10 protein-coding genes are annotated in these 13,118 nt (G+C 72.0%); 7 read left to right on the plus strand and 3 right to left on the minus strand.

The window, feature by feature from the left end:
• Positions 1–5: 5 nt before the first annotated feature.
• The 6 genes from AB0N27_RS02265 (at position 6) to AB0N27_RS02290 (ending at position 4,760) form a co-directional block, all read left to right on the plus strand.
• Positions 6–953, plus strand: coding sequence for a sugar ABC transporter permease (locus tag AB0N27_RS02265; RefSeq protein ID WP_364362585.1), 948 nt, complete (start codon positions 6–8; stop codon positions 951–953).
• Positions 950–1,126, plus strand: coding sequence for a hypothetical protein (locus AB0N27_RS02270; protein ID WP_364366190.1), 177 nt, complete (start codon positions 950–952; stop codon positions 1,124–1,126). Before AB0N27_RS02265 ends, AB0N27_RS02270 begins: the two co-directional genes overlap by 4 nt.
• Positions 1,123–2,049: a carbohydrate ABC transporter permease gene (locus AB0N27_RS02275; RefSeq protein WP_364362586.1), complete on the plus strand. Its 927-nt coding sequence runs from the start codon at positions 1,123–1,125 to the stop codon at positions 2,047–2,049. The genes AB0N27_RS02270 and AB0N27_RS02275 overlap by 4 nt, the downstream gene beginning before the upstream one ends.
• Before the next feature lie 9 nt (positions 2,050–2,058).
• Complete coding sequence (locus AB0N27_RS02280; RefSeq protein WP_364362587.1) at positions 2,059–2,826, plus strand: methyltransferase domain-containing protein; 768 nt, start codon at positions 2,059–2,061, stop codon at positions 2,824–2,826.
• Between the two features lie 156 nt (positions 2,827–2,982).
• Positions 2,983–4,242, plus strand: a complete 1,260-nt coding sequence (locus AB0N27_RS02285; RefSeq protein WP_364362588.1) for a DNA polymerase IV — start codon at positions 2,983–2,985, stop codon at positions 4,240–4,242.
• Positions 4,243–4,358: 116 nt separating this feature from the next.
• Positions 4,359–4,760, plus strand: coding sequence for a DUF3040 domain-containing protein (locus AB0N27_RS02290; protein ID WP_139587174.1), 402 nt, complete (start codon positions 4,359–4,361; stop codon positions 4,758–4,760).
• A 234-nt stretch (positions 4,761–4,994) separates the two neighbouring features.
• On the opposite strand, the gene AB0N27_RS02295 is transcribed toward AB0N27_RS02290, so the two are convergent.
• Genes AB0N27_RS02295 through AB0N27_RS02305 form a run of 3 tightly spaced genes read right to left on the minus strand, consistent with a single transcriptional unit; the run spans position 4,995 to position 9,847 of the window.
• A complete protein-coding gene (locus AB0N27_RS02295) occupies positions 4,995–7,478 on the minus strand; it encodes a DUF3488 and transglutaminase-like domain-containing protein (protein ID WP_364362589.1) in 2,484 nt (827 codons plus the stop codon).
• A gap of 16 nt (positions 7,479–7,494) precedes the next feature.
• Positions 7,495–8,793, minus strand: coding sequence for a DUF58 domain-containing protein (locus AB0N27_RS02300; protein WP_364362590.1), 1,299 nt, complete (start codon positions 8,791–8,793; stop codon positions 7,495–7,497).
• Between the two features lies 1 nt (position 8,794).
• Complete coding sequence (locus AB0N27_RS02305) at positions 8,795–9,847, minus strand: MoxR family ATPase (RefSeq protein ID WP_357993461.1); 1,053 nt, start codon at positions 9,845–9,847, stop codon at positions 8,795–8,797.
• Positions 9,848–10,238: 391 nt separating this feature from the next.
• Here AB0N27_RS02305 and leuS point away from each other — a divergent pair, with 391 nt between their 5' ends.
• Positions 10,239–13,079, plus strand: coding sequence for a leucine--tRNA ligase (leuS, locus tag AB0N27_RS02310; protein WP_364362591.1), 2,841 nt, complete (start codon positions 10,239–10,241; stop codon positions 13,077–13,079).
• The last annotated feature ends 39 nt before the right edge of the window (positions 13,080–13,118 follow it).

Raw genomic sequence — 13,118 nt, forward strand, 5'->3', positions numbered from 1 at the left:
CCACGATGGCCACCGTCACCGCTTCCGCCCCGGGCCGGCGGCGCCGTACGCCGCTGGCCCGGCGGGAGGCCCGCTGGGCGTACCTCTTCCTGGCGCCGTGGATCGTCGGGTTTCTGATCTTCTACGCCGGGCCGATGGTGGCCAGCCTCTGGTTGAGCTTCACCGAGTACGACGTGATCAACCCACCGGAGTACACCGGGTTGGACAACTACCGGCAGTTGATGAGCGACCCGTCGGTGGCCCGCAGCCTGGGCAACACGGTCTACTACACGGCGCTGCACGTCCCGCTGGTGATGATCATCTCGCTGGGCCTGGCGCTGCTGCTCAAGCGGGTCGGTCGTTTGCAGGGCTTCTTCCGGACCGTCTTCTACCTACCGGTGATGACCCCGGCGGTGGCCGTCGGCATCCTGTTCCTGTTGCTGCTCAACACCCAGGACGGCCTGATCAACCGCGCGCTGGGCCTGGTCGGGATCGACGGTCCGAGCTGGACCACGGACCCGAACTGGGTGATGCCCGGCATCATCCTGATGAGCCTGTGGAGCCTCGGCTCCACGGTCATCATCTACCTGGCGGCGTTGCAGAACGTGCCCCGTGACCTGTACGAGGCCGCAGCGATCGACGGTGCCGGCGCCTGGGCCCGGTTCCGCGCGGTCACCCTGCCGATGATCTCCGGGGCGCTGTTCTTCACGCTGATCGTCAACACGATCGCGTCGCTGCAGATGTTCACCGAGGTCTACACGATGTACTTCGGCAACCGCGAGACGCAGAACACATTCAACAGCGACGCGGCAAGCTTCTACGTCATCCACCTGTTCCAGGAGGCGTTCCAGTTCCTGCACATGGGCTTCGCCTCGGCGATGGCCTGGCTGCTCTTCGCGATCATTTTGGTGATCACCCTGGTGCAGGTGAAACTCAGCAACCGGTTCGTGTACTACGAGGGAGAAGACCAGTGACTTCGATGACCGGCCACAACGGGGTGGCCAACGCGCGACGGACCCGCCTGACCTCGGGCTGGGTGCCCGGGCAGCACCTTGAGCCGCGCGAGTACGAGATCACTGACGGTCCGGTGGCCAACGCCCGGCGGTCCCGGGCCGAGGAGGACCCAGCGGCCGGGGAACAGTCGTGACCACCGCCGTCGAACGGAGCGCCGCCGCTCCGGTGCCCGGCATCGAGCCGGGCGCCGGAGCGGCGGCGCGCCGCCCTCCCGCCGAGGAGGCACGCCGGCCGCTCTGGCATCGGGCGCTGTTCGTGACGGCGCTGGTCGGTGCCGCCGTGATCTTCATGCTGCCGTTCGTCTGGCTGGTCAGCGCCTCGCTGCGCCCCCGCGAGTACGTCTTCGCGCCCGGCTTCCTGCCCACCCCGTTCGCCCCGGAGAACTACGCCGAGGCGTGGCGGGCCGTGCCGCTGCTGACCTGGTTCGGCAACAGCGTGGTCGTCGGTGTGGCCGCCGCAGCGGCGGTGACCCTCTCCAGCGCCTGGGTGGCGTTCGGCTTCGCCTACTTCCGCTTCCCCGGCCGCAACCTGCTCTTCGGGCTCGTGCTGGCCACCATGATGCTGCCGTTCGCGGTCACCATGATCCCCACCTACCTGATCTGGTCGGAGCTGGGCCTGACCGACACCCAGGTGCCACTCTGGGCGGGCAACCTGTTCGGTTCGGCGTTCTACATCTTCCTGCTGCGGCAGTTCCTGCTCTCGCTGCCGCGGGAGTACTTCGAGGCAGCCCGGATGGACGGGGCGAGCTACCCGCAGCTGTTCTGGAAGCTGGCCTTCCCGCTGATCCGGCCGGCGCTGCTCGTCGCCTTCGTCTTCGAGTTCAAGGCCAGTTGGACCGACCTGCTCAAGCCGTTGATCTATCTGCGCAACGAGCAGCTCTACACGTTGCCGCGCGGGCTCAAGGTGGTGCTCGACAGGTTCGGTTACGGCGGGGAGCAGCAGTGGGAGGTCGTCCTGGCCGGCAGCGTGCTGGCGACCATCCCGATGATCATTCTGTTCTTCCTGGCCCAGCGGCACTTCGTCGAGGGCATCGCCACCACCGGCCGCAAGGGCTGACTGGACCGGGTGACTAGGCTCGACCGGGTGGAGCAGACCCGAGGCCGGTTCGCCGGGCCGCCGCTGACCGCCCGTACCGCAGTGATCTGGTCGGTGCTCCGCGCCGAGCTGGACCGGCGTGGCGACACCGAGCTCACCGTGCTGGACGTGGGCGGCGGCACCGGCGGGTTCGCCGTCCCTCTGGCCAGCGCCGGGCACCGCGTCACGGTGGTCGACGCCAGCCCCGACGCGTTGGCCGCGCTCACCCGCCGGGCCGCCGAGGCCGGGGTCGCCGACCGCATCGCCGCCGTGCAGGGCGACGGCGACGCCCTCGCCGGCCTGGTCGAGCCGGCCGGCGTCGACCTGGTGCTCTGCCACGCCGTGCTGGAGGTCGTCGACGACCCGACGCCGGTGGTGACCGCGCTGGCCACCGCGCTGCGTCCCGGCGGCGCGGCAAGTGTGCTGGTGGCCGGCCGGGCAGCCGCCGTGCTGGGCCGGGCGATGAACGGCCACCTGGACGTCGCGACCGCACTGGCCGCCGACCCGGCCGGCACCGCCGGACCTCGCGACACGTTGCGCCGTCGCTACGACGCCCCAGGCGCCGCCGCGCTGCTCGCCGCCGCCGGGCTCGTGGTCGAGGAGATCCACGGGGTACGCGTGCTGGCCGACCTGCTGCCGGCAGCCGTCGCCGACGGGCAGTCCGCCGCCCTGGTCGAGTTGGAACGCGTGCTCGCGGCCCAGCCCCCGTACCGGGACCTGGCCGCCCAGTTGCACCTGTTCGCCCGCCGACCGGCCTGAGACCGCCCGGTAGTTCCCCCGCGCCGCTGACGGTCCCCGGGCCACCGTGCGCACGGCCGAGCCGACTGTGCCGCTGGTGGTCGTAGGGGGCTGTGGAGCGTACGGCCCGGCCGGTTGGTCGCCGGTGTTGTCGTACCCCCGGGTTAACCTGCCGGGATGGGCCGCAGTCAGTCGTTGCCCCGGGGCGGGGATCCACGCTTCGGGCCGGACGCCGACGACTCCGCCAGCCCGATCCTGCACGTCGACATGGACGCCTTCTTCGCCGCCGTCGAGGTGCGCCGCCGACCCGAGCTGCGCGGCCGACCCGTGATCGTCGGCGGCATCGGGCCGCGGGGCGTGGTCAGCTCGGCCAGCTACGAGGCCCGCCGCTACGGCGTACGCAGCGCGATGCCGACCAGCCAGGCCCGGGCGCGCTGCCCGCACGCCGTCTACCTGGCACCTGACTTCACCGCCTACACGGCCGCCTCGCGGGCGGTCATGCAGATCTTCCGGGACGTCACCCCGCTGGTCGAGCCGCTCTCCCTCGACGAGGCGTTCCTCGACGTCACAGGCGCCCGCCGACTGTTCGGTTCCCCCGCCACCATCGCCCGGCTGATCCGCCGCCGGGTCGCCGACGAGCAGGGGCTGACCTGCTCGGTCGGGGTGGCGCCGAGCAAGTTCGTGGCCAAGCTCGGCTCCACCCGCGCCAAGCCGGACGGCCTGCTCGTCGTGCCGCCGGGGCAGGTCCTCGACTTCCTGCACCCGCTGCCTGTCGACGCGCTCTGGGGGGTGGGGGAGCGGGCCGCCGAGACGCTGCGCCGGCTCGGCCTGGCCACCGTCGGCGACCTGGCCGAGGCCCCGCCCGGGATGCTCCGCCGGGCGGTCGGCGCGGCGTCGGCGGCCCACCTGCACGAGCTGGCCTGGGGCCGGGATCCGCGCCGGGTCAGCCCCGAGCACGTCGACAAGTCCATCGGCGCCGAGGTGACCTTCGACGCCGACGTGGCCGACCCGCTGGAGATCCGTCGCGCCCTGCTCGCGCTCAGCGCGAAGGTCGGCGTACGACTGCGGGGCTCCGGGCAGGTGGGGCGCACCGTCACCCTCAAGGTCAGGCTTGCCGACTTCCGCACCGTCAACCGCTCCCGCACCCTCGGCGTCGCCACCGACACCGCCCGAGAGATGTTCGACACGGTGTGGGCGCTCTACACCACGCTGGACCCGGGCGAGCGGATCCGCCTCGTCGGCGTCCGGGTGGAGGGCCTCGCTCCCGCGCAGGGCGCACCCCGGCAGCTCACCCTCGGCGCGCCCGAGCGCGGTTGGCGCGAGGCGGAAGCTGCCGCGGACGCCGCTGCTGCCCGATTCGGGCGGTCCGTCATAGGTCCGGCCAGTCTGATGGGCGACCGTGATCCCCGTCGAAACGAAAATCCACCCCACCCGTAGGTCGTCCCGCTTTCCGACGCGCGACCCCCCTCGTAGACTTGCGGGTAAGCAGCCGGTTGGCTGCCACGGTCTGTCGGCCCGAGTGGGCCCGACCAACGTGACCGGGGAGGAGTGCCGTGCCGCTCTCGGAGCACGAGCAGCGGCTGTTCGAGCAGATCGAGCGGTCGCTTGCCGAGGACCCCAAATTCGCCTCGGCCGTGCGCGCCAGCGATCCGCGCTTCCATGCGCGGCGTCGCCTGCTCGTCGCTGCCGGCGTGATCATCGCTGGTTTGGCTCTACTGGTCTATGGCGCGGTGATCAAGACTCCACCGCTGGCGGTGGCGGGCTTCGTCGTCATGCTGGCCTCGGCCGCGTTCGCGGTGCAGTCGCACCGTCGGGCGCAGTCACCCGACCTGCACGTGGTGGGCGGCACGACGAGTCGTCGTCGTCCCCGCGGCGGTGGCCGATCCGGTCGCCGGCCGTCACTCCTGGACCGCATGGAGGACAGGTGGCGGCAGCGCCCGGAGGGGCACCGCTGAGCCCGTCCCGCCGCTGAGGCGGGCCGTACACCGCGACGAGCGGGTCGCCGGGCAGTCCCGGCGACCCCTGCCGTATCCGCGCGTCCTCCTCCGCCGCCACAGGCATCGCACACCCGGCCCCGCGCCAACCTCACGCCCAGCCATGGCCGATGGCCACGGCACGGCGTCGCCATCGGGGGGCGGTGACGGTGCGGGGGCGGCGGCAGGTCGCCACCGCCCCCGGACAGTCGGTGCTCAGCGGGCCGTTCGGTCGGCCAGCAGGCGACGCGGACTCCAGCGCAGCAGGCGGTACCTGGCGCGGCCGGTCAGCGCCACCATCCGGCTGGAGTTGTCCGCAAGGGCCGTCCGCCAGCGCAGCAGCACCGACGGCGGCAGCAGAGCGGCGAGCACCCTGGTCCTGCGGTCCGCCCGGGTGGCGAGCGCACTCCGGACCGTGCGCAGCGCCGGCAGCAGACGTTCGCCGGTCAGCGGATCCCTGGCGTACCGGGCCCGCTCCTCGGCCCGGCCCAGCAACCGCGCCGCGCCGACCGCGTCGACGTCGTCGGCGAGGGTTTCCCGGACCAGCCGGTCCGCGGTGGCCCGGGGAGTCTCGGTCTGGTCCACCCGGACCTTGAAGTCCACCAACGTGTCGAGCAGTTCCGCCCAGGCGGCGTGCGCGTCCGCACGGGCCTGGTGGGCGTCCGCCACGACCACCACCCGTGCCTCCGGCGCTGCGGCGCCGTCGCCGTCCCCGGCGGCGGGCGATGCCACAGTGGCGGCCGCCGCCCGGCCGCCGCGCCGACGCCGCAGCGCCAGCCGGCGCAGCGCGGGCACCGCGAGTAGCGCCAACAGCGCCAGCAGACCCGCCGCCCACCACGGCCACACCGGAGGTTCCTCGGTCGGGGTCTGCCCGCCCAGGGACAGGCCGGTGTCGGTGTCGGTGTCGGCGTTGTCCCGGTCGGCCGGACCGGCCGTCGCGTCCGGGCCCTGCGGAGTGTCCGCCGTGCCGGCGCCCGGGGTGGTCGGTTCCGGCGCGTCCGTGTCCGGAGCCCACGACGACCGGGTGGAGCCGGGAACCCCGTACGACGGGGTGGCGTCGAACGGCACCCAACCGATGCCGTCGAAGTAGACCTCGGTCCAGGCGTGCAGGTTGAGGTTGGTAAGCGTGTACGTGTCGCCGTCGCGCCTGCTGCCGTTGGTGAAGCCGAACGCCACCCGGGCCGGGATGCCGGCCGTACGGACCAGCCAGGCCATCGCCGCCGCGTACTGCTGGCAGTAGCCGACCTTGTTGGTCAGGAAGTTGACGATGTCCTGGCCGCTGCTGCCGCTCTGGGTGCTGAGCCGGTAGCTGAACCCGTTGTCCGCGGAGAAGTGCTGGTAGATCGCCAACACCCGGTCGTAGTCGGTGCGCTTGCCCTGGACCAGCCCCTTGACCAGTTCCTCCACCTCGGGCACCGCGCCGGGGGTGGCGGTCAGCTGCCGGCGTACCGGGTGGTCGGCCGGCAGCGGCTGCGCGGCCCGCAGTACGGCGGGGGTGTACGTCGAACGGATGTAGTCGAACGAGTACTTGCGCCCCCGGGAACTCTCCCGGTTGGAGAAGACAACCTGCTGGTTGGGGTCGTACAGCCAGTTGCCGCTCAGGTCGTCGGTGCGGGTCGGCTCGGCGTACACGGGCATCAGGGACATGCTCAGGCTCTTGGTCACCTCGACAGTCGCCCGGTACGGGGTCTGCTGCACCCCTCGACCGGCCCGCTCGGTCGGATCCGGCAGGTCCCGGTTGACCGCCCGGCCGCTGGGGGTGCGCGCCTGGAACCCGTTCGGACGCAGCTCGTCGGCGACCGCGTAGCGCAGGTAGAACGGGTTGGGCTCGGAGGTGGTCACCTTGACCAGGTCGGCCACCTCGGACTGGTTGAGCTGGCCGGCCAGCGCGGCGAACAGGTCGATCCGCCCCGACGTGCCACCGGAGCCCGAACGGCCGTTGCCGGTGCCGTTGCCCGTTCCCTCGGTGAGCGTGTCCAGTAGCCCGCCGGTCATGCCCGGCACGGCCAGCGGCACCGCGACGGCCAGCGCCACACCGACCACCGCGAGCCGGCGGCCGGCCGACGCCAACGGGGACGCCTCCCACACGTCGACGTCGCGGCCGTCACCTGTGAACCGGCGGCCGAACCGGCGTACCCGGTCGACGTTGTCGGTCACCAGCAGCCAGAGGTAACCGGCGGCGCCCACCACGAACGGCGTCGCGGGGACGCTGTCCACATAGACGGCGACCGGCACCGAGTAGATGGCGAGCATCGGCAGCCCGGCCAGCGCGGGCCGGCGCAGGCCCACCGCCAGGACGTCGACAAGCACGGCCACGCCGCCGACGCCGAGCACCGTGATGAACAGCAGCGGGTCGGTGTCGGGGACCTCGACGCCGTACGAGCGCATGTCCTGCATGGAGCCGTTGAGCAGGTCGGCGAAGTGGCTGATGGTGCCCGTCGAGGGCAGGAACGCGAGCAGTTCCGAGCCGCTGGGGAACAGCCACGTCAGGGCGAGCAGCAGGGCGGCGAGCATGCCCAGCACCTGACCCCACAGCGGTGCCCGGACGAGCCGGGTCAGCGCGGCCACCCCGGCGACCACGGCCACCGCGATCGCCGACTGGATCAGCCACGTCCAGCTCTGGAAGATGGCCGACAGCGGCGCGGCGGCGAGCAGCGTGGCGGCGGCCGCCACCGCGCCTGTGTTCCGACTGGCGATCACGAGGGGAACCTTCCGTTCATCGCACGCCGCCGGCGACCGTCTCGGCGAGCGCGGCGCGCAGGGCGAAGCCCTGAGAGCCCCGGCCCGCCTGCGGCCACAACGCCGGCAGTCGGCTGCCGTGGTCGACGCCGACCACCCGCCAGCCGCTCTGCAACAGGGCGAGAGCGGCGGCGCCGTGCGTGCGCTCCGCCTCGGCCCGGGCCTTCTCCGGCAGGCTGAGCCAGGTCGAGCTGTCCAACAGGAAACCGACGCAGGTGGCGCCGTTGCCCCGCAACCCGGCAAGCAACTCGGCCTCGGCCACGCTCACCGCGCCGAACAGCCCGATGATCAGACCGCCGTCCGCGCGCTGCCGGACCCGCTGCACCAACTCGGTCACGTCGGCGCGCTGGTCCAGTCGCACCTCGGCCAGGTGGTCGAGCAGCGCCCCGTCGCCGCCGGCCTCCGAGGCATCCACGTCCACCCCCGAGCCGGTGACCAGGCGCAGCTTGTAGCCGGCCTGGCGCAGGTGCACCGCGATGCTCGCGGCGGCGGACACGGCCCACTCGAAACTTGCCGTCGGCCCGTCACCCCGGTGGCCGTACGCGCGGGTGTCCAGGACGACAGTCGCCCGGCTCTCCCACGGCTGCTCCTCGCGGCGCACCATCAGCTCGCCGGTACGCGCCGTGGACTTCCAGTGCACCCGACGCAGGTCGTCGCCACGCCGGTACTCCCGGGTCGCCGCGTCGTCCTCGCCGTGCACCGCCACCGACCGGGCCCGGCTGTCGCCGCTGCCCGCGTACTCCCCGGGGAGCCGGACCGACGGCAGGGGCGTGACCTGCGGGATGACGGTCAGGTGGTCGGTGCTGGGGAACGCCCGGCTGAGTTCGCAGAGACCGAACGGGTCGGTCATCCGGACCACCAGCGGGCCCACGTCGTAGCGGCCCCGCACATCGGCCCGCACCGTGTACGCCACGGAGCTGGCCTGGTGTGCGCCGAGGCGTTCCAGCACCACGCGGGGTCGGCTGCCCAGCGCGTAGGGCAGCCGGTCCTCCAGGAGCAGGGTGCCGGTGGGCAGGCGGGACAGGTTCTGCAGGCGCAGCACCACCCGGGAGTTGGCCCCGACCGGAACCCGGTGCGGGTCAAGCGAGCGGTTGCAGGCCAATTTGTAGCGGCTGCGCCCGACGTAGGCGGCGGCCAGTAGCGGAAGGATGGCCAGCAGCACGGCCACCCGCAGCAGGTCCTTCTCGCCGAGGATGCCGGCCGAGAGTGCCGCCGCGACGGCGGCGGCGAGGAAGGAGCGCCCGCGGGTGGTCAGACCGCGTAGCCCGGCACGCACGTCACGGCCTCCGCGGCTCGTAGGGGGCGCGACCGTTGCCGGTGGCGGGCCGGGTGTCGTACGGGTTGCGCTGCCTGTCGTGCGGCAGCGGCAGCCGGTGCACCAGCTCGGAGACGATCGCGTCGGTGGTACGTCGGGCGAGCTGCGCGTCGGCGGTGGGGATGATCCGGTGTGCCAGCACGGGCACGGCGAGGGCCTGCAGGTCGTCCGGCAGGACGTAGTCGCGCCCCTCCAGGGCGGCGACGGCCCGGGCGGTGCGCAGCAGTTGCAGGGTGGCCCGGGGGGAGGCGCCCAGGCGCAGGTCCGGGGCCTCGCGGGTGGCGGTGACCAGGTCGATGGCGTACTGCTTGACGGCGTCGGCGACGTGCACCTGACGCACTGTGGCGATGAGCTGCCGGACGATGTCCGCGTCGGACACCGGACGCAGCTCGTGCAGCGGGTCCGTGGCGCCGTGCCCGTCGAGCATGGCCAGCTCGGCCCCCGAGTCGGGGTAGCCCATGGCGATCCGGGCGGTGAACCGGTCGCGCTGCGCCTCGGGCAGCGGGTACGTCCCCTCCATCTCGATCGGGTTCTGGGTGGCGATGACCATGAACGGGGTCTGGAGCTGGTAGGTGACGCCGTCGACGGTGACCTGGCGTTCCTCCATGCACTCCAGCAACGCCGACTGGGTCTTCGGCGAGGCCCTGTTGATCTCGTCGCCGACGACCAGGTTGGCGAAGACGGCGCCCGGGCGGAACTCGAAGTCGTGCGTCTCCTGGTTGTAGACGCTGACGCCTGTGACGTCGCTGGGCAGCAGGTCGGGGGTGAACTGGATCCGGCGCACGGTGCAGTCGATGGACCGCGCCAGGGCCTTGGCCAGCTTGGTCTTTCCGACGCCGGGGACGTCTTCGATCAGGAGGTGACCCTCGGCGAGCAGGACGGCCAGGGCGAGCCGCACGGTGGCGGTCTTTCCCTCGATGACCTGCTCGATGTTGGCCACGATGGCCTCGCTGGCGGCGCGGAACTCGTCGTGCGGCAACAGGCCGCCCACCTCGTCCCAGGTCTGTTGTGTCACGGGCCTCCTCCTCGTCGCCGTCACGGCAGCTCTGAATAGAGCACCTGGACCCGCCGTTGGGTTCGCGACGTCGAGCCTCGTTTGCCGCAGGATTCTCACTGGCCTCTCAGGCTAACCATGTTTGTCGTTATCGCCGACCCCCGCAGGTGGTCCGTCGGTTACGCACCGTTTTTCGCCAGGTCGGGGGACGGGGTACGGCGTCGATCGGGAAAACTCCCGGCGAGGTACACTGCGGGGCATGGCCGGAGTCTTCCTGCTTCTTACCGGGCCGTGCTGATGCGCTGAACGCGCGACAGCACGGCGGCCCCTCCTGCGCGAGGGGCTTTTTTGTGCCCGTCGCCGGTCCGGCCCGGCGACGCCGAGACGAAGCGAAGCGAAGCGAGGAGAGACGATGAGTGAGGCAGCCGCACCGGCGGGCGACATTCCCCCGTACCGGTACACCGCGGCCCTGGCCGACGAGATCGAGAATCGTTGGCAGGACATCTGGGCACGCGAGGGCACCTTCCACGCACCGAACCCGACCGGCCCGCTGGCCGACCCGAACCACCCCCGCGCCGGCGCGGAGAAGCTGTACGTGCTGGACATGTTCCCCTACCCGTCGGGCGCCGGCCTGCACGTGGGTCACCCACTGGGCTACATCGGCACCGACTCGTACGCCCGCTACCAGCGGATGGCCGGGCGCAACGTGCTGCACGCGATGGGCTTCGACGCGTTCGGCCTGCCCGCCGAGCAGTACGCGGTGCAGACCGGCACCCACCCGCGTACCACCACGGTGGCGAACATCGAGCGGTACAAGGCGCAGCTGCGCCGGCTGGGGCTGGCCCACGACGAGCGGCGCTCGGTGGCGACAATCGACACCGACTTCTACCGCTGGACCCAGTGGATCTTCCTGCAGATCTTCAACTCCTGGTACGACAGCGACGCCCGGCGCGCCCGCCCGATCGCCGAGCTGATCGCCGAGTTCGAGGGCGGCAACCGGTCCACCCCCGACGGTCGGTCCTGGGCCGAGCTGAGCGTCGCCGAGCGCCGCCAGGTCGTCGACGACCACCGCCTGGCGTACGTGTCGCACGCCCCGGTCAACTGGTGCCCCGGCCTGGGCACGGTGCTGGCCAACGAGGAGGTCACCGCCGACGGCCGCTCCGAGCGGGGCAACTTCCCGGTCTTCAAGCGCAACCTGAAGCAGTGGATGATGCGGATCACCGCGTACGGCGACCGGCTGCTGGACGACCTGGACAGCCTGGACTGGCCGGAGCCGATCAAGCACATGCAGCGCAACTGGATCGGTCGCTCGACAGGTGCGCACATCGACTTTCCGACCGCCCAGGAGCCGGTGCGGGTGTTCACGACCCGTCCGGACACCATCTTCGGCGCCACCTACATGGTGCTGGCGCCCGAGCACGAGCTGGTCGACGCCCTGGTGCCGGCGGCCTGGCCGCAGGGGACCAGGGATGCCTGGACCGGTGGGCACGCCAGCCCCCGGGGGGCCGTCGAGGCGTACCGCAAGGCGGCGGCGGCCAAGACCGACGTCGAGCGGCAGTCCGACACCAAGGAGAAGACAGGCGTCTTCATCGGGGCGTACGCCACCAACCCGGTCACCGGCGGGCAGGTCCCGATCTTCATCGCCGACTACGTGCTGGCCGGCTACGGCACCGGCGCGATCATGGCGGTGCCGGCGCAGGACGAGCGGGACTGGGCGTTCGCCGAGGTCTTCGAGCTGCCCATCGTGCGGACCGTGCAGCCGGCGGAGGGCTTCGACGGCAAGGCGTACACAGGTGACGGCCCGGCCATCAACAGCGCCGCGCCCGAGCGCGGCCTGGACCTGAACGGCCTGGGGGTCGCCGACGCCAAGGCGGCGATCATCGCGTGGCTGGAGGCGAACGGGCACGGCGCCGGCGCGGTGACCTACCGGCTGCGGGACTGGCTGTTCTCCCGGCAGCGCTACTGGGGTGAGCCGTTCCCGATCGTCTACGACGAGACGGGCGCGGCAATCGCCCTGCCGGAGGAGATGCTGCCGGTCGAGCTGCCCGAGGTGGACGACTTCTCCCCGAAGACGTTCGACCCGGACGACGCGGGCTCCAACCCGGAGACCCCGCTGTCGCGGCGGCGCGACTGGGTCGAGGTGGAACTGGACCTGGGCGACGGGCCGAAGCGCTACACCCGCGAGACCAACGTGATGCCGCAGTGGGCCGGCTCCTGCTGGTACGAGCTGCGCTACCTGGATCCGACGAACAGCTCGCGATTCGTGGACGAGGAGAACGAGCGGTACTGGATGGGTCCGCGCGGCGAGGGCGACTGCGGGGGCACCGACCTGTACGTCGGTGGCGCCGAGCACGCCGTGCTGCACCTGCTGTACGCGCGGTTCTGGCACAAGGTGCTGTACGACCTGGGGCACGTGTCGTCGTTCGAGCCGTTCCGCAAGCTGTTCAACCAGGGCATGATCCAGGCGTACGCGTACACCGACTCGCGGGGCAGCTACGTGCAGGCCGAGGAGGTCGTCGAGCGTGACGGCGCCTACTACCTGGGCGACCTGGTGGTCAACCGCGAGTACGGCAAGATGGGCAAGTCACTGAAGAACGTGGTGACGCCCGACGACATGTGCGCCGCGTACGGTGCCGACACCTTCCGGGTGTACGAGATGTCGATGGGCCCGCTGGAGGTGTCCCGCCCCTGGGAGACCCGGGCGGTGGTCGGGTCGTACCGGTTCCTGCAGCGGGTCTGGCGTGCGGTGGTGGACGAGCAGACAGGTGCGCTGCGGGTCACCGACGACCCGGCCGACGAGGCGACCCGCCGGCTGCTGCACAAGGTCATCGACGGGGTCCGTGTCGACATGGACGCCATCCGGTTCAACACGGCGATCGCCAAGCTGATCCAGCTGACCAACGGGCTGACCGGGCTGTCGGCGACGCCCCGCGAGGTGGCCGAGCCGCTGGTGCTGATGGTGGCGCCGTTCGCCCCGCACATCGCCGAGGAGCTGTGGCGCCGGATGGGTCACGACACCTCGCTGACGTACGCGGACTTCCCGACCGCCGACCCGGCGCTGCTGGTGGCCGACACGGTGACCTACCCGGTGCAGGTCAACGGGAAGGTCCGGGGTCGCGTCGAGGTGCCCGCCGACGCGCCGGAGGAGACCGTCCGCGCGGCGGCCCTGGACGCGGTCGCCGCCACGATGGCCGGTAAGGAACCCCGCAAGGTCATCGTGGTGCCGGGCCGCCTGGTCTCCGTCGTCGTATAACCCCCACCCGCCCCGCCGCGTCCGTACGGTCGCGGCGGG

The organism is Micromonospora sp. NPDC093244, assembly GCF_040683695.1.
In the GTDB taxonomy this organism is placed as follows: domain Bacteria; phylum Actinomycetota; class Actinomycetes; order Mycobacteriales; family Micromonosporaceae; genus Micromonospora.